Annotated in this window: 22 protein-coding genes; 5 read left to right on the top strand and 17 right to left on the bottom strand. The window is 37.7% G+C overall.

The window, feature by feature from the left end; all coding sequences use genetic code 11:
- The 3 genes from RRB46_RS03330 to RRB46_RS03340 are packed head-to-tail and all read left to right on the top strand — an operon-like array spanning position 1 to position 1494.
- The gene (locus RRB46_RS03330) at positions 1-858 is read left to right on the top strand and encodes a LarC family nickel insertion protein (protein ID WP_311537476.1); all 858 of its coding nucleotides are present in this window, start codon (positions 1-3) and stop codon (positions 856-858) included.
- A 41-nt stretch (positions 859-899) separates the two neighbouring features.
- Positions 900-1265: a nickel insertion protein gene (gene larC, locus RRB46_RS03335; protein ID WP_311537477.1), complete on the top strand. Its 366-nt coding sequence runs from the start codon at positions 900-902 to the stop codon at positions 1263-1265.
- Between the two features lie 28 nt (positions 1266-1293).
- Positions 1294-1494 carry a DUF4177 domain-containing protein gene (locus tag RRB46_RS03340; RefSeq protein WP_296127548.1) on the top strand — a complete coding sequence of 67 codons (201 nt, stop codon included), beginning with the start codon at positions 1294-1296 and terminating at the stop codon, positions 1492-1494.
- A gap of 235 nt (positions 1495-1729) precedes the next feature.
- Here the strand turns inward: RRB46_RS03340 and ftsH are convergent, their stop codons facing one another.
- The 16 genes from ftsH to mnmE all read right to left on the bottom strand — a co-directional run bounded on the left by ftsH (position 1730) and on the right by mnmE (position 17444).
- Positions 1730-3751 (bottom strand): ATP-dependent zinc metalloprotease FtsH, encoded by a 2022-nt coding sequence (gene ftsH, locus RRB46_RS03345; protein ID WP_311537478.1) that lies wholly within the window; start codon positions 3749-3751, stop codon positions 1730-1732.
- On the bottom strand, positions 3748-4218 hold the full coding sequence (locus tag RRB46_RS03350; RefSeq protein ID WP_106461269.1) for a MarR family winged helix-turn-helix transcriptional regulator: 471 nt from the start codon (positions 4216-4218) through the stop codon (positions 3748-3750). Before RRB46_RS03350 ends, ftsH begins: the two co-directional genes overlap by 4 nt.
- A 96-nt stretch (positions 4219-4314) precedes the next feature.
- Positions 4315-5172, bottom strand: a complete 858-nt coding sequence (locus RRB46_RS03355) for an NAD(P)/FAD-dependent oxidoreductase (RefSeq protein WP_311537479.1) — start codon at positions 5170-5172, stop codon at positions 4315-4317.
- Positions 5172-5480, bottom strand: a complete 309-nt coding sequence (gene trxA / locus RRB46_RS03360; RefSeq protein ID WP_296127556.1) for a thioredoxin — start codon at positions 5478-5480, stop codon at positions 5172-5174. Before trxA ends, RRB46_RS03355 begins: the two co-directional genes overlap by 1 nt.
- 9 nt (positions 5481-5489) lie before the next feature.
- Entirely contained in the window at positions 5490-6086 is a 597-nt protein-coding gene (locus tag RRB46_RS03365) for a P-II family nitrogen regulator (RefSeq protein WP_311537481.1), read from the bottom strand.
- Between the two features lies 1 nt (position 6087).
- Positions 6088-7473: a DUF1538 domain-containing protein gene (locus RRB46_RS03370; RefSeq protein WP_311537482.1), complete on the bottom strand. Its 1386-nt coding sequence runs from the start codon at positions 7471-7473 to the stop codon at positions 6088-6090.
- Between the two features lie 64 nt (positions 7474-7537).
- On the bottom strand, positions 7538-8530 hold the full coding sequence (pta, locus tag RRB46_RS03375) for a phosphate acetyltransferase (protein WP_311537483.1): 993 nt from the start codon (positions 8528-8530) through the stop codon (positions 7538-7540).
- Between the two features lie 77 nt (positions 8531-8607).
- Positions 8608-9081, bottom strand: coding sequence for a DUF4446 family protein (locus tag RRB46_RS03380; RefSeq protein WP_311537484.1), 474 nt, complete (start codon positions 9079-9081; stop codon positions 8608-8610).
- Complete coding sequence (locus RRB46_RS03385; protein WP_311537485.1) at positions 9078-9638, bottom strand: cyclodeaminase/cyclohydrolase family protein; 561 nt, start codon at positions 9636-9638, stop codon at positions 9078-9080. Before RRB46_RS03385 ends, RRB46_RS03380 begins: the two co-directional genes overlap by 4 nt.
- Complete coding sequence (locus RRB46_RS03390) at positions 9631-10602, bottom strand: ParB/RepB/Spo0J family partition protein (RefSeq protein ID WP_311537486.1); 972 nt, start codon at positions 10600-10602, stop codon at positions 9631-9633. The genes RRB46_RS03385 and RRB46_RS03390 overlap by 8 nt, the downstream gene beginning before the upstream one ends.
- A complete protein-coding gene (locus RRB46_RS03395) occupies positions 10599-11474 on the bottom strand; it encodes a ParA family protein (RefSeq protein WP_311537487.1) in 876 nt (291 codons plus the stop codon). The genes RRB46_RS03390 and RRB46_RS03395 overlap by 4 nt, the downstream gene beginning before the upstream one ends.
- Positions 11452-12660, bottom strand: a complete 1209-nt coding sequence (locus tag RRB46_RS03400) for a CinA family nicotinamide mononucleotide deamidase-related protein (protein WP_296127570.1) — start codon at positions 12658-12660, stop codon at positions 11452-11454. Before RRB46_RS03400 ends, RRB46_RS03395 begins: the two co-directional genes overlap by 23 nt.
- Positions 12661-12750: 90 nt before the next feature.
- Positions 12751-13542 (bottom strand): CPBP family intramembrane glutamic endopeptidase, encoded by a 792-nt coding sequence (locus RRB46_RS03405; protein WP_311537488.1) that lies wholly within the window; start codon positions 13540-13542, stop codon positions 12751-12753.
- 27 nt (positions 13543-13569) lie between these two features.
- Positions 13570-14202 carry a 16S rRNA (guanine(527)-N(7))-methyltransferase RsmG gene (gene rsmG / locus RRB46_RS03410; protein WP_297687906.1) on the bottom strand — a complete coding sequence of 211 codons (633 nt, stop codon included), beginning with the start codon at positions 14200-14202 and terminating at the stop codon, positions 13570-13572.
- Positions 14195-16090: a tRNA uridine-5-carboxymethylaminomethyl(34) synthesis enzyme MnmG gene (gene mnmG / locus RRB46_RS03415; RefSeq protein ID WP_311537489.1), complete on the bottom strand. Its 1896-nt coding sequence runs from the start codon at positions 16088-16090 to the stop codon at positions 14195-14197. Before mnmG ends, rsmG begins: the two co-directional genes overlap by 8 nt.
- Positions 16080-17444: a tRNA uridine-5-carboxymethylaminomethyl(34) synthesis GTPase MnmE gene (mnmE, locus tag RRB46_RS03420; protein ID WP_311537490.1), complete on the bottom strand. Its 1365-nt coding sequence runs from the start codon at positions 17442-17444 to the stop codon at positions 16080-16082. The genes mnmG and mnmE overlap by 11 nt, the downstream gene beginning before the upstream one ends.
- Before the next feature lie 308 nt (positions 17445-17752).
- Between mnmE and RRB46_RS03425 the strand changes: the two genes are divergently transcribed.
- Positions 17753-19429 carry a Na/Pi cotransporter family protein gene (locus tag RRB46_RS03425; protein ID WP_265237340.1) on the top strand — a complete coding sequence of 559 codons (1677 nt, stop codon included), beginning with the start codon at positions 17753-17755 and terminating at the stop codon, positions 19427-19429.
- Between the two features lie 59 nt (positions 19430-19488).
- A complete protein-coding gene (locus RRB46_RS03430; protein ID WP_311537491.1) occupies positions 19489-20142 on the top strand; it encodes an MgtC/SapB family protein in 654 nt (217 codons plus the stop codon).
- A gap of 370 nt (positions 20143-20512) precedes the next feature.
- Here RRB46_RS03430 and dcm read toward each other — a convergent pair whose 3' ends face one another.
- Positions 20513-21772 carry a DNA (cytosine-5-)-methyltransferase gene (dcm, locus tag RRB46_RS03435; protein WP_311537492.1) on the bottom strand — a complete coding sequence of 420 codons (1260 nt, stop codon included), beginning with the start codon at positions 21770-21772 and terminating at the stop codon, positions 20513-20515.
- Positions 21773-21777 lie beyond the last annotated feature (5 nt).

Below are 21777 nucleotides of genomic sequence, written 5' to 3' on the forward strand. Positions count from 1 at the left end.
ATGGACCTATATTTTGAAATGTATTCAGGCATAGCAGGAGACATGACCATAGGAGCCCTCCTAGATTTGGGAGCAAGCAAGGAAAAATTAGTCGAAGGCATCAAATCTCTAAATCTTGATGGCTACGAGCTAGTATTTGAAAGGGCTAAGAAAAATGGCATAGATGCCTATAATTTTGATGTCATCCTAGAAGGTCACCATCACGATCATCATGACCATGACCATCATCATGAACATGACCACGATCATCACCATCATGACCATATCCATACTCATGACCATAACCACAATCAGCACCATAACCATGAACACGACCATCACCACGACCACGTCCATAGAAATATCGAGAATATTAGAAAAATCATAGAAGGCTCAGACCTCAATGATAATATCAAGAAAAATGCCCTTGGAATCTTCGATATAATAGCAGATGCAGAAGCCAAGGCCCATGGTATTGATAAAACAGAGGTCCACTTCCACGAAGTTGGAGCTGTTGATTCAATCATAGATATAGTAGGAGTAGCAATCCTTCTTGACGACCTGGGGGTAGAAAATATTTACTTCTCAGACCTCTATGAAGGAAGTGGCTATCAAATGTGCGCCCACGGACCAATGCCAATACCTGTACCAGCTGTGGCAAATATCCTAGCTGATTCAGATATAAATCTTAATTTTATAGGAGAAGAAGGCGAGCACATCACCCCAACAGGAGCAGCCATAGTCAAATATTTCTATAAAAAGGCCCCAACAAGCTTTAAAATCAAAAAAATCGGCCTAGGAGCTGGAAACAAGGACTTTGAAAAGTCAACCAACATCCTAAGGGTCATGGAAATTGAAATAGATAAAAAAAAACTGTAAGGCTGCTTGAAACAAATATAGATGACCAAAGCGGGGAGCTTTTGGCTTACACCTTAGAAAAAATCATGGAAGTAGCACTTGATTGCTACTTTTCTCCAATCTTTATGAAGAAAAACCGCCCAGCCTATAAATTATCAGTAATTTATAAGGCATGCGATGAAGAGAAAATCGAAGATATAATCTTTACCCAAACCACATCCATCGGTCTAAGGAAATTTGACCTAGACAGGACAGTTTTAGATAGGGAAATTATCAAAATCTCTTATAAGGGCAAGGACTACCTTGCAAAGCAAGTTAGCTACAAGGATAAAATTTTCACCTATCCAGAATATGAATCCGCCAAGACCTTGGCAAAAGATGAAAATATCTCCCTAAAAGAAGCCTATGACATCCTAAAATCCCTATAAGTGGGTATAAAAGTAATAGGAGGCAGATATGAGATACGAATTTATCGAAGTCCCTCTAGAGGGCGGCCTTAAGGCAGGAAAGACAGACACCTTTGAAAAGTGCAAGGAAATCATCAATGAGAAGGCAAAGGAAGGCTGGGAACTCGTTCAGATAGTCCCAGTAACCAATGAAAAATGGTCATCCTATGCTTTTCTTAATTACACTTTGGTTTTTAAGGTTGATGATTAAGACAAGCAAAAAGAGCTGGTAGATGATTCCAGCTCTTTTTGCTTGTCTATATTTCTCTTTTGATTAAATATTTTCTATAAAATTATGATCAAGAAAACTAAAAACTCCTCCCTTATCTCAATTAAACAAACGAAATTAACTTATGGATATCTATAGACCTTGTTAATTTTTAAAATTATAAATCATTATAAATATATTTACCCAAGCAAAAAACCGACCAATTGGCCGGTTTTTCTTATTCTTGATCGCCTGATAAGTCTATAAATCTCTTATTTTCCTTATCTTCTTCCACTTTTTCGTCCTCTTTTGGGCCTTCTTGTGGATTTTCTTCTTTTATATTTTCTTTAGAATCTTCTAAATCTTTGACATCTACATCGATGTTGTCTGCGATTTTTTCTTCGCTTACTTCTTTATTTTTCTTTCCTTCTAGGATTTCCATGAATTCCTCACCTGTGATGGTTTCTTCTTTTAATAGGAAGTCTGAGATTTCGTGGAGTTTGTCGATGTTATCTTTTAGGATTTCTATAGCTCTCATGTGAGCATTTGCTATTATTTTTCCTACCTTTTCATCTATCTTATTGCCTGTACCATTTGATACTATCATGGCTCTTTGGCCACCTAGGTAGCGGCCTTGGATTTGTTCTAGTTGCATGAAGTCAAAGTCTTCATCCATACCGTAGATTGTTACCATGTTTCTGGCTATAGCTGTAGCTCTTTCTATATCGTTTGAGGCACCTGTTGTCTTGGTGTTAAAGATTAGCTCTTCTGCTGACCTACCTCCTGCAAGGGTTACTATTTCATCAAATAACTCTTGCTTGGTCATGATATATTTCTCATCCTTATCGACTGTCATGGTGTAACCTAGGGCCCCGCCTGTTCTTGGGACTATGGTTATCTTTGTGACTGGTGTCTTGTGGGTTTGGATGGCTGCTACTAGGGCATGGCCCACTTCATGGTAGGCTATGATTTTCTTTTGATCATCTGAAATTACAGCATTTTTCTTTTGCATTCCTGCTATTACTGTTTCAATTGATTCTTCTAAGTCCTCTTGACTTAGCTTATTTCTGCCTTCTCTTACAGCTCTTAGGGCACCTTCATTTACTATATTTGCAAGGTCTGCTCCGGATGTACCGGCAGTTCTCTTGGCTATTTCTTCATAGTCTATATTTTCTTCTTTTTTAATTTTCTTTGCGTGGACTTTTAGGATGTCTTCACGGCCCTTTAGGTCTGGAAGTTCTACTTGGACTTGCCTATCAAACCTTCCCGGTCTTTTTAGGGCTGGGTCTAGGATTTCTGGCCTGTTGGTTGCAGCAAGTAATACTACTCCCTCTGTCGCATCAAAACCGTCCATTTCGTTTAGAAGTTGGTTTAGGGTTTGTTCACGCTCATCATTGCCTGAATAGCCTGAAACATCACGCTTTTTACCTATGGCATCTATCTCGTCTATGAAGACTATACATGGGGCCTTTTCCTTGGCTTGCTTGAATAAGTCTCTTACCTTGGATGCACCCATACCTACAAACATCTCTACAAATTCAGATCCTGATATAGAGAAGAATGGTACCTTGGCCTCGCCTGCTACCGCTTGGGCAAGGAGAGTCTTACCTGTTCCTGGAGGGCCTACTAAAAGAACTCCCTTTGGAACTCTGGCTCCTATTTCCTTGTATTTTCTAGGATTGTGCAAGAAGTCTACTATTTCACTTAGGCTTTCTTTGGCCTCTTCCTGGCCTGCCACATCTTTAAAGGTCTTGCCTGTTTCATTTTCCATGTAGACCTTGGCATTGGACTTGCCAAAGTTCATGAAATCAGCTCCTCCTCTACCACCCATGGTCTTTGATAAAGACCTGGATGCGAAGTAGAAGATTACCATTATAAAGATAAGTGGAAGGATACTTTGGAGAAAGACTGATAGGTAAGGGTTCATCCTTGTTTCTATGTCTTTGCCAAATTCTAACTTATCATTTCTTTTTTTTGCTGCAAGGAGTCTTTCTGTTAGGTCTGTATCTTCCCAAAGACCTGTTTGGTAGGTTTTTTCTTTGCCATCTACCTTAGCCTTGAAGGTGTATTTTAAATTGTCCTTGCTTACTTCTGTTACCTGGTCATTTTCGATCATTGATACAAATTGACTGTAGTTTACTTCCTTGGCTCCGTCGTTTTTGGCAATCGGATTAAAGAGGAAACTAAAAACAAAATATACTATTAAAGCCCCTATCCAATAGTAGATTAAAGGTCTATTTTTCTTTCCTTTTTGATTCATATACTTCTCCTTGATATATACTTATCAAGTAACACGTCTAATTCTCTAAGCTCTGAGACTATGGTTTCAAGGTTTAAATCTACCATATCATCTGGGAAATCTTTTCTGATTTTATCAAAATATTCACCAACCACATGGCTTGCCTTGATTCCCTCTTCAGTTAGCTCAACGTTTACTACTCTTTCATCAGCTTCGCTTCTTTTTCTAACAACAAAGCCCTTTTTCTCTAATTTTTTGCAAATATTTGAGATATTGCCCCCAGTTACGCCTATGGTCTTTCCAAGGCTGCCTATGGATACGTCTTGGTCGCTTGAAAATAGGGCGATTATAATCTTAATCTGTAGGGGTGTTAGATCTAGCTTATTTGCTGTTTCTGTCAATAATAGGTCTATTTTATGTGAAATCTCTCTAATCAAAGAGAAGATTGTATTGTTAAATTCAAAAAAATCTATGTGTTCTGTTGCCACGGTCTCCTCCATTTCTTTTTACAGTGTTTTCACTACCTATATTAAACTACTTTTTTATAAAAAGTCTATATTTTACATTTAATATCATGGAGAATATTATAGGCTTGAAAGGTAGCTTGCTGCATTAAGCCCTGCCACCTGGCCTTCACCCACAGCCTTGGCTATTTGATAAGGCTTGCCAGTGATATCTCCTGCTGCAAAAAGCCCCTTGATACTTGTCTCAAGGTCTCTATTTACAAGGATGTGGTTTCCATCTAGCTTTATGGATGGAATAAGTCTTTCAGGCTTTGATGAGTCTTTTATTATAAAAAATCCATCAGCCTCAATTTCCTTACCTGACTTAAAGATGAGCTTATCTGCGTGATTTTCTCCTTCAAAGCCTAGTGGGATTTCTCCTTCAATTACTTCTATAGAATCATTAAGTTTTACTTCCTTTTTTGTCATGTTAACAAAGGTAACTTTTCCAACTATTTCTGAAGTGAAATTTGCATCCTCAATCGACTCTTGGTTGTATCCTATGATTACGACTTTCTTGCCTCTGTAGAGGGCTGCATCACAGGTTGCACAATAATTGACACCCCTTGCAAAAAATTTCTCTTCATTTTCTAAATCTCTTGCAAGCTCTATGCCTGTGGCAATTATTACAGCAGATGCTTCTATCATTGTATCTTCATTTTCGATTTCCAGGGCAAAATACTTGCCCATGGCATAGACTGTTTTGACCCTCTTATTTGACCTTTCTAAAGGATAGCCTGCAAGGGACTTTTTGAAATTATCATTTAAGTCCTTGCCGCTTATTTCCCCAAAGCCCAGGTAATTTCTGATAGATTTAGTCTGTGTAACTTTTTTTGAATCAGTCCCAAAAATTATTACCGACTTGTTTCTCACCTTAGAATTTAAAGCGGCGCTAAGTCCTGCAGGACCTGCGCCTATTATTGCAATGTCATATCTCATTATATGAATTTACTCATTTCCTCTATTATGGCATCTTTGGTATGAAAGCCTACTAGGTTTTGTTTTAGGACGCCATCTTTAAATATAAATAGGCTTGGTACAGCATTTACATTGTATTGGGCGGCTATTTCGTTAGATTCATCCACATCTAACTTATATATTTTATAGTCAACTTCATCTGCCAATTCTTCAAGAATTGGTGTTTGCATCTTGCATGGGCCACACCAAGTTGCAGAAAAATCTACTAGGCAAAGGCCACTTCCATTTTCTACATGCTCTCTAAATTCAAATGTATCTAGTTGTTTCATAATTTCTCCTTATTTATTTTGTTCCACTAGTCCTGCTACATGGTTTACTGGTACAGAATATATTATACCCTTTCCAGGTACTTCCAAATCCATCTGCTTATATATTTCTTGTGTAATTTTTTCTTCAAGATCTTTTTTGATTAGCATGACTACCATGTCTTTTTCAGGCTCTATATTCATATTAAAAAATATCCTGCCCTTTATTTCTTCTCCTGCGCCCCTGCCATGGATGACAGTTGCACCCCTTGCTCCATTATCCTGAGCAATGTGGATGGCTTTTTGGCCCATATGTCTATCCACTATGACATACAAACATACATATTCCATCTTATTCTCTCCCTCTAAAGCTGTCGAATAAGCTATGGCTGTATTTACAGACTTAAGCTTATCTGAAATTTTCTCTATAATCTTACCTGCTATATCTTCCTCTATTAGACCAACCACTACTTCCTTCTTGGTCTTGTCAATGGCTAGGGAATTTAGAATGTGGCTTGGTGCTGATCCTTCTCCATAAAAACATGAAACAGCACTTGCACCGTGGTCTTGTAGAATTTTCATAAATCCTGATCCCTTACCTCTCGGAAGAACTATTCTTAAAAATTGCATTTTATCTCCTATATAAGTTACCCATTATCATGATAGTCAAAACTGGCATCATGGCTACAAAGGATATTACTCCGAATCCATCTGCTATATTTCCAGCAACTCCCTGGCAAAAGGCCAAGATGAAGGTGGCTGTCATAGGCCCTGAGGCTACCCCGCCTGAGTCAAAGGCTATACCCACAAAGATTTGGTCAACCCTCCTTGATAGGATAAGCGATAAAAGAAAGCCTGGCACAATTAGCATCCATAGGGCAAAACCATCGATTCTTATCCTAAAGATGGCAAGCATCACCGCAAAGGCCACCCCTATCGATAGGGCTACTAGGATATTTTTCCTTGGTATAGAACCACCAGTTACATCCTCTACCTGCTCGGCAAGAACAGATACGGCTGGCTCTGCCAAGACTACCAAAAGCCCAAGTACAAAGCCTATTAGAGGAAGGAATTTGGAATCAGCAAGGCCTTCGCCCATGACTCTTGCAAGCTCCATAAAGCCGCCTTCAACACTTGCCAAAAATACTATAAGGCCAAGATAGGTATAAAGCATTCCTATACTAATTCTCCTAAGTTCATCTTTTTCTACCTTAAAATATAAAAAATTCATTATATAAAAGACAAGGGCAATAGGCACTATAGCAAAGGTAGAATTAATAAAACCACTATATAGGGCCGACCTATGGGCTGCTTCTTCGATTAGGACATCTCCTCCTTTTGAAAATAGGCTCATTAGTAGGCCCGCAAGGATTGGTCCAGTAGATGCAAGACCCACTAGCCCAAAGGAATCATCTTCAGTCCTCTCGCCCTTAAGAGATGCCACCCCTAGGCCTAGGGCAATTATAAAGGGTGTAGTCATAGCTCCTGTCGTCGCCCCCGATGCGTCAAAGGCAATGGCGTGGCCTACATTATCTGTAAAAATCATTAGGACAAAAACTAAAAGATAGATTGCCCACATCATATTTGATAGTCTTATTTCCTTAAAAATCCTAAATAATCCTAGGGAAATCATAAGACCTACTCCTAAGGATATAATCATAACAATAATTTGGGCAGGGATTCCCACAGCACTTGTTACTTCATTAGCAAGTATAAGCAAATCTGGCTCTGCAATTGATATGATAAAGCCAATAAAAATACCAAAAATAATTACTCTTGCTATCTTATCAAATCTTGCTATAAAATCTCCCATCATAGATCCAATTTCTGAAATTGAAATCTCTACTCCTGTTAAAAATACTCCCAGGCCTAAGATTACACCCACACATCCTATAAAAAAGTTGATTAGTAGCTTACTTTCCACTCCCACAAAGAAGTTTAATATAACTACTAGGATGGCTATAGGTATTACGGACTTGGATGTGTTTTTAATCTCTTCTAAAAATATAATCCTCACCTTTCTTTCTTTTTATAAAAAAGGGGACAACCTAATAAGATTGCCCCTTAAAAGTATTATTTAATTATTTTTCTTCTGCAGCTTGCATAGCTGTAATAATAGCTATTTCATATACATCTTCAGCAGAGCAGCCTCTTGAAAGGTCGTTAACTGGTGCATTTAGTCCTTGGAGTATTGGTCCTAGGGCTTTATAACCGCCAAGTCTTTGTGCTATCTTATAACCGATATTTCCTGCTTGTAGGTCTGGGAAAACAAATACATTACACTTACCAGCTACATCTGAATTTGGTGCCTTATTGGCTGCTGTCTTTGGATCAATAGCAGCGTCAAATTGGATTTCTCCTTCTACTTTTATTTCTGGGTCAATTTCTCTAGCAAGTTGGGTAGCTCTTGCAACCTTTGTAGCTAGGTCGTGGTGAGCTGATCCTAGGGTTGAGAATGATAAAAGTGCTACATATGGGTCTATACCAAAGGTCTTAGCTGTATGGCTTGTTTCTACTGCTACTTCTGCAAGCTCGTCAGCTTCTAGGGTTATATTTACTGCAGTATCTGCAAATACTAATTGTTCACCGTTAGGTCCTAACATTACCATAACACCTGATACTCTCTTTTGACCAGGTTTTGTTCTAATAATTTGTAGGGCAGGTCTAATTGTGTCTGCTGTTGTGTGGATTGCACCTGATACAAGACCATCTGCATAACCAGATTTAACTAGCATAACACCGAAGTAGTTTAAATCTCTTCTGAGGATAAATTCTGCTTCTTCTCTGTCGATTTTGCCTTTTCTTATTTCTGTAAAAGAATCAACTAATTCATCAAATTTTTCAAAGGTTTCTGGGTTTAATATCTTTATATTAGATATGCTCTTACCTAGTTTATCAGCTGTTTTTTGGATTTCTCCTTGGTCACCTAAAACGATTGGTTGTAATAAACCCTCTTCTTGGTGTCTGATTGCAGCTTCCAAAACTCTCTCGTCTTTACCTTCTGGTAAGACTATGGTAAGGTTTTTCCCTTTGATAGCTTCGATTGCTTGATTTAAAATACCTGTTTGTCCCATTAAGTCCTCCTAATTTTTACTACTTAATATTATTACTAATATTATATTGTAAAATATATGAAATTGCTAGTTATTTTTTATCTTTTAGCCTTTTTTAAAGCTTTTTCTTCAGCTTCGGATAATTCTTCCTTGGCCTTGCCGCTTACAATTTCCTTTAAATAGACGTTTGAAGAGTTTTCTCCATAAAGGCTTGTTAGGATAATTCCATTATGAAAATTATCTAGCATGCATAAGCAAAAGGAAAGTTCCCTAGTTTGGCCATCAAAGGCATCAAAGTGAACTGTAGAAATATTGCTTACAGCACCCATTGTGGTATCTTTTGCATCTGCTGCAGTCTTGTTGATGTTTTTTAGCTCCTTGTGGGATGATTCTATCTGGTCATTTAGCCTATTTAAAAGCTCTTCTATATTTACATCTGGGTCATTTCCCCTTAGGAGGTGGTCATATCTTTGTTTTTGTCTGCGTGTTCTATTTTGTAGGGACTTGATCATGGCAAATTGTATGACTATGACAAGTGCCAAGCATCCCATTCCTATATATAATCCTGTCAAGATTTCCTTCTTTCTATAATAATACGATTTTTTTCATAAAGCCTTCTAGCCTCTTTTTCTACTTCTTCTATATTATACTTAAAACTTGTTTGCCTTAAATTTAATTTTATAGTTGGAAGACTGGCATCAATTACAGCTTTAAGGAGAATATTTGCTATCTCTCCGTCTGAAATAGTGTAGGTCTTGCCATGTTCTAAGAAAAATCCCAAGTGCTTCATTGCTTCAAGGGCCAAGGTGTTAAGTTTAATCTGAGGCCTTGTGGCATCTATAAAATATTTTTCATCGACATTTTTTTCTTTAATGCACTTTTCTACCAAGATGGTCGCATATTCTATATCTTCATCAGCAAGATTTGTGAGTAGGTCTGAGATATGATTTAGTGTTTCACGTGAAACATTCGCCTGCTTTTCTAAGCCCCCGTAGTCCTTCTTATCCATCATAAAAATTAGATTTACTGCCATATTGGCAACCATGATTACTAAGGCTCCTCCGCCTGGATTTGCGCTTGGCTTTTTAATCTCAGCTAAAAGCTTTTCAAATGAATAAGTATTAATCATCTTCTCCAAGCCTCTTATAAATATTTTCTAAATCTTCTATAGAATAGCAATCTATTACAAGCCTATAGGTGTCCTTATCCTTTTTGATGGATACTTTTGTTGCAAGCTTATCCATGAATTTTTCTTCAAAATCATCAAAGAGAAGTTGGTCAAGGTTTGGAATATTGTCCTTCTTTTCTTCCTTATCTTCTTTATTATCCTTACTTAAGTCTAGATATTTGCCCTTGTGTTTTTCATTGGCTTTATCAGGCCCTTTTTTTGCTTCAACTTTTTCAGCTTGGATAGTTTCTGTTTTTTTCTCCTCAGCCTTGGCCCTTGATAGTTCTTCTACCTCTCTTACAACTGTTTTCTTATTCTTGTAATCATCCAGGGCCTTTTTCCTGTCCTCTTCATCTTTTAGGGATAAGAGGCTTCTGGCTTGGGATGATGAAATCTCTCCCTTGTTTAGGGCTTCCTTTTCATCTTCTTCAAGCTTTAAAAGTCGCATGGTATTGGCTATATAGGACCTGGACTTGCCCATCTTTTCTGCTATTTGATCTTGGGTTAGCTTATATTTTTCGTAAAGCTTCTTATAGGCTGAGGCTTCTTCAATAGATGATAAATCTTCTCTTTGGACATTTTCTATAAGGGATAGGATTTCTATATCCTTATCTTCATAGTCTTTGATTATAGCTTCTATTTCTGTAGCCCCATTTAGAAGGCTTGCCCTAAACCTACGCTCCCCTGCAAGGATTTCGTAGTGGTCGTCAACTTTTGATAGGCTGATTGGGTTTAATAGACCATATTCTTTTATTGACCTTGCCAAATCTTCTAAGCCCTTTTGGTCAAAGTTTTTTCTTGGCTGACCTTCTCGTGGCTTTATTTTGTCTAGGCTTACCTTTATTATCTTGCCTTCTTGATCTACTTCTTTTGCTTCTGGTATCAGAGATGATAGACCCCTGCCTAGGCTTCTTTTCTTGTTCATATATCCTCCGAAATTTCTTGGGCTAGGCTGATGTAGGCCATGGCTCCCTGGCTTTTAGGATCATATTCTACTGCTGACTGACCATGTGATGGAGCTTCAGCTAATTTTACATTTCTTGGAATCATTGTCATAAAGACTTTGGACTTGAAATATTTTTTAACTTCTTCTACTACCTCATAGGCAAGTTTTGTCCTTTTATCAAACATTGATAAGAGTACTCCCTCCACATATAGGTCCTTATTTAGGGATTCTTTTACAAGCTCGAAAGTATTCATAAGCTCGCTTACCCCCTCTAAAGCATAGTATTCTGTCTGTATTGGGATAATTATTGAATTTGATGCTACTAGGGCATTTATTGACAAAAGTCCTAAGGATGGTGGTAGGTCAATTAAGACAAAGTCATAATCTTTGTTAATTGCACCTATTATTTCCTTAAGCTTTTGGGTTCTTTCTAGTGGGTCAAGTTCTACCAGTTCCACCTCAAGGCCTGATAGGGAATTTTCTGAAGGAATTAAATCTACACCCGATTTTGTTTTTATAATATATGGGTCTAGGTCGATTTTCTCTTCAATATCTTCTCCCACCACTTGGTAGTCTTCCTCGCTTGCATCAGAATTTTCTTCTTCTATTTCTTCTTCATTTTCCGCTTCAACTACTATTTCCTCTTCAGGGCTAAATAGGTAGAACAAATCATAGATAGAAGATTCTAGCTTATTCTTATCTATGCCAAGACCTGTTGTCGCGTTGGCCTGGGGATCCATATCTATTACTAGGACCTTCTTATCTAGGTAGGCAAGGGCAACTGCCAGATTTACAACTGTAGTGGTCTTTCCTACTCCTCCCTTTTGGTTAAAAACTGATATAATCTTCATAAACACCTCTTACTATTAAAATACTCATGTCAATGACTTTATTCTTGCATACTCTTCTTACCTTGTTGCGATCGCCCTTGACTTTTACTTCCTTTATATATTTATTTCCCTTGTAGGAGACTCCTACATAGGCTACACCCAAATGGGCATAACCAGATGTGGCAATTCTTAAGTCAGAATCAAGGCCATCGAGCATCTCGCTTACAACTTCCTTGCTTACCACATCATACTTATCAATTGTTTCATATGAAACACCTAATATCCTGTGCTTGGCTTCATTAGAATAAGTCACAAAGGATTCTTTTAGCACATCGCTTGCCCCACTTATATCTATGATAGAGCTTGCGATTAGGCCTCCTGTTATTGATTCAGCAGTAGAGACTGTCTGGCCCTTATTTCTTAGTTCATCTATTAAGACTGCTTCACGGGCCCTATCATCTGTAGTTAGGACTAAGCCCCCAAAGGCATCTTTTACACTTTTTAGACCCCTTTCTAAAGACTCATTTAGTATCTCTTCATCAGGGGCAGATGCTGTTATCCTTAGCTCAACCCCACTAGTTTTGGCATAAGGGCTTATAGTTGGATCAGCTCCTGATAGGTCAATCCTACTTGCCACATCCCATTCACCGAGTAGGCCTATCTTACAGTTTATAGACCTTATAAGCCTATCAGTCCTAATTCTAGGAGTAACTTCGGTATCAAACATATTTCTCATCTCATTAGGTGGGCCAGGCATAAGTATGTACTTAGACTTATTTTTTGATTCTAGGATGCAACCAGGTGCTGTCCCTTGGGTGTTTTTTAAAATCACCGCTGATCTTGGAAATATTGCTTGCTTTCTATTTACTTCCATAGCCCTATTCCTATTATCAAAGTATTTTTGTAGTTCTTCATAGGAATATGAGTCAAGGACCATTTCATCCTCTAGACCACAGACCTTAACGGCGACTTCTTTTGTTATGTCATCTTCTGTAGGTCCAAGGCCACCTGTTATAAAAATATAATCATAGACCCCATCTGCTTCCTTTAATCCTTGATAGAGTCTATCCGGATTATCACCGATTGTTTCCATCTTATATAAATTTATGCCTAGGTCCTGGAGCCTTTCTGCGATAAATTTAGAATTTGTATCTAGTATCGATCCTAGTAGGATTTCTGTCCCTACCGAATAAATTATAGCTTTCATTTCAACCGCCTTAATGTTTCATGTGAAACTTTTCTACTTATATTTTACTCCTATTAGTCATAAAATCTAATTTTGTGAAACAAAAAACACCTAGGCTCTTTGCCTAAGTGTATTTAGTGAATATATTCCTATGACCATAAATATTATATAGATAGCAAGTCCTATTGGGCTAAGACCTTGGTCTATTATCGGTATCAAGGCGAGGATATTATTTGTAGCATGGATTATAATTGAAGCCTTTATGGACCTTGTCTTGTAATAGGTCCATGCCATTACCAAGCCCATTACCAAGGTGTTTGGAGATTGGAGGATATTAAAATGATATAAACCAAAAATTAAAGCAGTTAGAAAAATAGTAGTCTTTACAGAAACATACCTATTTAATTCTTCAAAGAGGACTCCCCTAAAAAGAAGCTCTTCGACTATTGGTGCCCCAACTGCAACTGTAAGTATTAATACTAGACCATCAAGATTTGTCTGAGCATTAAAGGCATTTTCCATAAGCTTGAGAGCTGATGTTAATAGGTCAGTACCTGCCATAGCTTTCATTATAATATTCGTTAAGAGTAGACCAAAGCCAACTGTACCTAAGCCGATTCCCACAAATCTTAAAGGATTTTCTAGTTTTTCATTTTTTATATACCTTTGACCAAAATTTCTATAAAATGTCTTATCACGCTTATCCATGTATATGGCAAGGATGGTAAGCTTAACCAACTGGCCTGCCAAAAGCCCGTAGACCATATAGTTAGCAGACTTAAGGAAGTCTCCTGTTTTTAGGACTGCTAAAAGGCCTGGAATAAAGACACCTGTGAGAGCATCTATTATTATATTAAAGGCCAGAAATAATACTATAATAAGTAATGATTTTAAAAATTTCATATAGACTCCTTTGTTTCATATGAAAGGCTAAAGGGGTTTTCTCTTTGGGAGATTTTGTCCCCTTGGGTAGCTTTTCTTGCACGATCTTAGCTTTTTGACAATGACATTTACCCTTTCATTGCCAGCAAGGTCGAGCTTTTCCATTTTTATCACTTCTCCGCCCAAAATCTCTAAGGCATTAGCAGCATTTTTTACTTCCTCATCTGCCTTTGGCCCCTTAAGGGCAATGAATAACCCGCCGACTTTTACGAAAGGCAGACATAGCTCAGAAAGGGTTGCCATATTTGCCACAGCACGAGATACTACCACATCAAAGCCCTCCCTATGGTCCTTGGCAAAATCTTCTGCTCTTGTGTGGATGGCCCTTGCATTTTTTAAGTCAAGCTTTTCTATTACTTGGTTCATGAAGTTGACCTTTTTATTTACAGAATCAATCAGGGTTAGGTCAAAATCTTTTTCTATCCTTAAAGGTATTCCAGGAAAACCAGCCCCAGCACCTATGTCTAGGACCTTATCGCCTTCCTTTATATAGTCTAAGACTGTAAGGGAATCCTTAAAATGTTTAAGGTCAATTTCTTCTGGGTCTGTGATTGTTGTTAAATTTGTATGGGAATTGACCTCCAAAAGATAGTCTGTATAAATCTGATACTTCTTATCCATAAAGCTCTCCTGTCTTTAGTCTTATTAAAAGCACGTTAACATCAGCTGGACTTACTCCAGATATACGGCTAGCTTGGCCGATTGATTCTGGTTTGATTTCGTTAAGTTTTTCTGCTGATTCCTTTTTAAGGCCTTTTATTTGGCTGTAGTCGATATCTGCTGATAATTTATGACCTTCTAGCTTCTTGAATTTTTCTATATCAGCCATTTGCTTTTTAATATAGCCTTCGTATTTGATTTCTGTTTGTACTTGGATTTTTATATACTTAGGAAGGTCTGGCCTTTCTGAGTCAAAAATTTCTGTCATCTGATAGGTGATTTCTGGTCTTTTGATAAGTTCATATAGGCTTAGACCCTTGTTAAGGATAGTAGAGCCCATTTCTTCTAAGGCCTTGTTTGTTTCATCCTTTGGTGTGATGTGGACGTTTTTAAGCCTTTCTATTTCAGCTTCTATCATAGCCCTCTTATCAAGCATCTTTTGATAGCGTTCATCAGATACAAGACCTATGTCATGGCCCTTTTTGGATAATCTTTGATCGGCATTGTCCTGTCTCATAGTTAGCCTGTACTCACATCTTGAAGTCATCATCCTATAAGGCTCATTAGTTCCTTCTGTGACTAGGTCATCGATTAGAACTCCAATATAGGCATCTGACCTATCTAGGATAAATTCATCCTCACCCTTAATCTTAAGGGCAGCATTGATACCTGCCACAAGGCCCTGGCCTGCAGCTTCCTCATAGCCAGATGAGCCATTGATTTGGCCTGCAAAATATAGACCTTCATAGTCTTTTGATTCCAAGGTTCTCTTTAGCTGTCTGGTATCGATCATGTCATATTCGATAGCGTAGGCAGGTCTCATAATTTTTACATCTTCAAGACCGATAATTGTCCTGTAAAATTCTTCCTGAACCTCTTGAGGTAGGGATGATGAAACACCTTGAACATACATCTCATTTGTTGAAAGACTTTCTGGTTCGATAAAGACTTGGTGGATGTCCCTATCTGGGAATCTTACCATCTTATCTTCAATTGATGGACAATACCTAGGACCTATGCCCTTGACCTTGCCCCCATAAATTGGTGACCTGTCAAGATTATCCATGATTATTTCCTTGGTCTTTTCTGTGGTATAAGTTAGGAAACAATTTTCTTGCTGCCTGTCAGAAAAGTCCTTGCCTTCATTTATAAAGGAAAATGGTATTACTTCGCTATCGCCCGCTTGGACTGTAGTCTTTTCATAATTTACGGAAGACCTATGAATTCTGGCTGGTGTTCCTGTCTTAAATCTGCGGATATAAAAGCCCATTTCCTCTAAGGAATCGCTTAAAAAGGTCGCTGCTGATAAGCCATGAGGGCCACTTACTTTAGCATAATCACCGATTAATATTGTTCCATTTAGGTAGGTGCCTGTACAAATTATAAGAGCCTTTGTTGCAAAGATTGCCCCTTGAACTGTTTCACATGAAACAATTTTTCCATCTTCATAATTAATCTTATCTACTTCCTGCTCAAATAAATCGAGCTTTGGCTCATCCTCGAGGACCTTTTTCATCTCTTCGTGGTAGCGTCTCTTATCAGCCTGAACCCTTAGCGAATGAACAGCAGGTCCCTTTGAGGTATTGAGCATCCTTGATTGGATGAAGGTCTTATCAATATTTATTGCCATTTCTCCGCCCAGGGCGTCAATTTCTCTTACTATATGGCCCTTGCCTGTACCACCTATATTTGGATTGCAAGGCATATCTGCCACTGATTCCATAGATGTGGTAAGGACAAGAGTCTTCATGCCAAGTCTAGCTGCTGCAAGACCCGCTTCACATCCTGCATGGCCAGCCCCAACGACTACTACATCATAGGACCCAGCCTTATATTTTCTATTTTCCAACGCAAAACTCCTTAAATACTTTATCCATTATCTCTCCTGATACACTCTCACCAATTATTAGACCCAGATCTTCATAGGCAGAAGATAGGTCCACCTCACAAGCATCTATAGGCACACCCATCTGCATATCTTTTAGGGATGAAGCAAGCTTTTCCCTAGCAGAAGCTAGGAGCCTTTCATGTCTAGTATTGGTAATAAGGACTGATTCCCTATTTAAATCCTTGGTATCAAAAATATCTCTAATTGTATCTTCCAATTCCTTTATACCCAAAAGGTCGGTCATAGATGTCCTAATGATTGGTAGGTTTAGATCAAAAACTTTTTCATCAAAAACAGGGTCAAGGTCAGTCTTATTGAGGATAATTATAGCGTTCTTATCCTTGATAAGGTCTAAAATCTTTTGATCTTCTTCATCAAAATCCCTAGATAGGTCAAAAATTGCAAGGATAAGGTCAGACTTATCTACCAAATCGATTGACTTATCAACTCCGATTTTTTCAACCAAATCATTAGTATCCCTAATCCCTGCTGTATCGTTAATCTTAAGGGTGAAATCTCCAAGAGAAATATATTCTGTAATGAGGTCACGGGTAGTACCTGGTATATCTGTAACAATAGCCCTATTTTCATCAAGAAGGACATTCATAAGTGAAGACTTGCCAACATTTGGCTTACCGATAATTGTCGTATTTATACCATCTTTTACAAGCTTTCCCTTATTAGAAGTAGAAGAAAGCTCATCAATCTTATCCTTAGCCTTGATCAAATAGGCTTCTATATCTGACACAGGCAAATCTTCCCCATCTTCTGTAAAATTAATAGAATATTCTAGGCGGGCAAGGCCTTCTTTTAAGTCATTTCTGATATCTTCAATCTTCTTGCTAAGAGAGCCTTGCAAGTGGCTGATACCTTGGCTTGCTGAAAGCTTATTAGTCGAATTAATAATATCAAGAACAGCCTCAGCCTGAGAAAGGTCAATCCTTCCATTAAGAAAGGCCCTCTTGGTAAATTCACCAGGCTCTGCAAGTTCGCAGCCCTGATCTAGGAGAAGGTTTAAAATCTCTCTTACAGAAATAAAAGACCCGTGGCAGTTAATCTCGCACACATCTTCTCTAGTATAGGTGCCAGGCCCCTTCATAAAGGCCACCATCACCTCATCTATAACATCCCCATCCTTATTTACGATATTTCCATAACGCAAATACCTATTGTCCTTATCAGGGTCAACCGGCCTTTTATTAAGAGGCCTAAAAATCTTATTAATAATCTCCAGGGACTTATCCCCGCTCATTCTGACAATTGATATCCCACCAGTCCCTGCTGGAGTAGATATAGCTGCTATTGTACTTGCCATCATTCCTCCTTATAAAATTAGTGATAATCCACTACTTTGACTAGTGGTCTTTAACATAAGGATTATAATAGAAAATAGGAATTTGTCAACATTTATAGGACCTATAACTCATAGAAACAAGCCCTTTGTAAAGAATTTTTAAAAAAATATGAAATCTTATAAAAAAATATGATAAAATCTTTGGTTTTAAGGCTAAATTATGATATATTAGAAGTATAGTTTATTAAGATAATCTAAATAATTTTTATTTAGGGGACCAGATTCAAAAGTCCTTAGCGAATAATCGCAAAAATTTTTTTGGAGGAAATATGCAATTATCGTCACTGTCTAGCCTAGAATGGAACCTAATCGCAGGTGGGCTAGCCATATTCTTATTTGGTATAAGTCTAATGGGTGATGCCCTAACCAACTTTGCAGGCCCAAAATTAAGAGGCTATGTAGAAAAATACACCTCAAATCCAATCAAGGGTGTCTTTGTCGGAATCTTTATAACAGGACTTATCCAATCATCATCAGCAACAACAGTAATAGCCATAAGCTTCGTAAGAGCAGGCATCATGAGCCTAGAACAAGCCATAGGTATAACCCTTGGAGCAAATATAGGTACCACAGTCACATCAATCTTAATAGGTTTTGATCTAGGATACTTCGCCTACTTCATAGCCCTAATCGGTGTAGGTATCTTCATGTTCTCAGCCAGAAGAAAAAATAAATACATAGGAGAAATCTTAGTCGGTTTTGGCCTATTATTCATAGGTCTAGAAATGATGGGAGGATCCCTCACAGCCCTAAAGGATGTGCCAGGCTTTGAAGATGTAGTAGCAAATATGGCCCAAAACCCAATCATAGCAGTAATAATCGGTGCGGCCCTCACAGCCCTAATCCAATCATCATCAGCCTTCATCGGTATAGCCCAGTCCCTCTTTGCATCAGGGGCAATAGACCTAAACGTCGCCCTAGCACTCATGTTTGGTGCAAACATAGGTACCTGTATCACAGCAATCCTAGCAAGCCTTGGAGGATCCCTATCAGCAAAAAGAACATCACTCTTCCACATCCTCTTTAATGTGTCAGTGTCATTGATCTTCTTAATCTTCCTAAACCCATACAAAATTCTAGTAGAACACATAGCAGCAGCCATTGGAGCCAACAAGCTCATGACCATAGCGGTAGGACACTTCACCTTCAACTTCATAGGTATGGTAGTCTTCTTGCCACTAATCAGCCAAACAGCAAGGCTCTTAAGACACATAATACCAGGCAAGGATTCAATCCTAACCGACCTAGGCAACCTAGAACTTGATGAAATGCTAATAGAAAAATTCCCAGCAGCAGCCCTAGATCAAATAAGGACAGCCATCATCCAGGAATCAGTAGTAGCCCTAGAAACAATCAAGGCCAGCAAGGAATACCTAAACACCAAAGACAAAAAATACTACCAAACAGTCAAAGAAGCTGAGTCAATGGTCAACGATATGGACACCAAAATCCAAGCCTACCTACTAAACTTTGCACAAAACCAGGCTCCAGTAGACATAGAAGCAGAGCTACAATCCTACCTACAAGTCCAAATCAACGTCGAAAGAATATCAGACCTAGGAGAAAACCTAGCAGAATACTTCAACGAAATCCTAGAATCAGGTTCATCCTACAATGAAGAAGCGGTAGCAGACCTAAACGAAATCTACGATCTAGTAATAAACAACATAGCAAGCGCAGTAGAAGTCTTCGAGCTAAAAGACTTAGCCAAATATAACAAGCTAAAAGAAGACGAAGCCGCCCTTGACCTAATGGAAGTAAAACTAAGAAAGTCCCACTACAAGAGACTAAAACAAGGTCTAGACATCACAACAATGGCAAGCTACGTCTTCAACGACATCCTATCAACCATGGAAAGAATCGGAGACCACGCCTACAACATAGCTAGACTAACAGTAGAACCAGTAAAAACCCACACCGGCTACCACATAGAAGGTGAAAACTAAAAACAAAAGGCTTGAGCAAAAACTCAAGCTTTTCTTATTAAAAATAAAAGAAGGACCCAATGGACAAATCATACATCTTCAACCTCTACCTCCTAGCAAGGATGACCCTCGCCCTGGCATCAGGCTTCATAATAGGAACAGAAAGAGAATACAAAAACAAATCAGCAGGATCCAGAACCCACACCCTAGTCTGCCTAGGAGCATGCCTTGCCATGATAATCTCCAAATACGGCTTTTACGATGTCAAACACTTCGATGCAGCAAGAGTTGCAGCCCAAATCGTATCAGGAGTAGGATTCTTAGGAGCAGGCCTAATTTTCGTAAAAAACTACGGGGTCACAGGACTTACCACAGCAGCAGGCATCTGGACCACATCCATCATAGGCATGGCCTTTGGAGCAGGGATGTACTTCATAGGAATCATAGCCACCTGCTTCATAGTCTTCTTCCAATCCTATATGTTCAAAGGAGAAATCTTCCAAAGACACACCCAATACACAGCCCTAATAGAATCAAAAGACTCCAAAATCCTAGAAAAAATCGACACCTACGTCGAAGAAAACAACCTCCACAAAAAAGGCTACAACCTAAGATTTAAAGATGACAAATTCATCCTAAACTTCAACTTCTATCCAAAGGATAAGGAAGAGCTAAACAACTTCATCACCTTCCTAGAAAACGACCTCCATGTGGAGAAGTTTGATATATTTTAGCACAAAATAAAACTTAATCTCTATGATATTTTTTAAGAGCTTTTGTTAACTTAGTAGCTAAATCTAATTTTTTAAGTCAATATGTTGGACCATATGGGAGAGAATTTGAAATATAAGCAATTCTATATATAATAAAAGCAAGAGAAGCCACCTCTTAAATCAAAAAAGCCCTTGACCCATATCAAGGAAAAGAAAGATTGCGATTCTCCATGATAATCAAGACATTAAAAAAGGCAGTAGGTGCGAACTACTGCCTTGTCTTTTATTAGTAACAAAATTTTTATGATTTTTATAATTTATCAAGCATTGAAAATTCAATTATTGGAATAAAATCACCTATTCTGCACCATAATCTTTCTACTAATTATGATTAATCTTCCCCTAATATTATTTCTCTTAAATCAGCTTCCATTCTATTGATAATTCCTGTTACTAGAGCATTACCCATCATAAAATATCTTTTTCTTTTTGGCATTGTATTTGTCCAATTTGGTGGAAACATCTGTATTAATTCAGCTTCAATTTCTGTTAAAATCCTATATTTTTTAATATTTTCATCATATATTATATGGGATGACCTATTTAAAGTTCCCTCGCTTGTGAGCATGGTTCTAGCTGGTGAATTTAAATCTTCAGGAAAGGACATTGAGCCTTCACTATAAACATATTTGTGACCATTCTTATTAGTTCTTTCAATCCTTTTGGATCCTTTTAGATATTTCCATTTATCTAGTTTTTCATCTTCTACTACATAAGCTGATAAGTCGGCTAAATTATAATAATTAGCTTCCATAAGAACTTTGCTAAGTGGATAAATATCTTCGCTTATTGGTTCTAATTCACTTGTAAAAACTTCTTGATTAATCATAACCCCTGTTTCAAAAAATTTCCCATCTTTATAATTATCTGAAACATCTGCTATATCTTTGTATTCTTCTAATCTTATCAATTTATTATTTTTTTCTTCCATATTTATAGGGAATAATTTATTAATAAAATTATCCTTAAGAATTTCATTTAATTCCTTATCGACTAATTGTTTAGAGAATTTTGTATCATTTTTAAATGCAAATATAAATACCCTACGTCTTTTTTGTGGCATAGAATATTCTCCTGCATTAATCATTCTCCAAATTACGTTATAACCTAAATCATCCAAGGTTTTTAACATTATAGCAAAATCTCTTCCTCTCATAGAGGCAGGAGATTTTAATAATCTGTCAACATTTTCAAGAAGTACAAAAGGAGTATTTTTTTCAATCAGAGTATCTCTAATTTGCCAAAATAAAACACCTTTTTTACCTTCTATACCTTGTTCATTTGATAAGGACCTTGCTACAGAATAATCTTGGCAAGGAAAACCTCCCACAAGTAAACTATGGTCTGGGATAATTTTTTTATCTACTAAATTTATATCAAGATTCGAAACATCTTCTTTACCAAATCTTTTTGCGTAACATTCATATGCATCTTGGGTTTTATATGCTGGTTCAAATTGATTTGCCCACACAAAATCCCAATCTCTATTTTCAATTGCAAGGCCCGTTTCATAATCAAACGACTTAATATCATTTAAGCCAACTCTAAATCCACCAACACCTGCAAATAACTCTACTACACTAAGTTTCATCTATC

Source organism: uncultured Anaerococcus sp., assembly GCF_963512375.1.
Lineage (GTDB): Bacteria > Bacillota > Clostridia > Tissierellales > Peptoniphilaceae > Anaerococcus.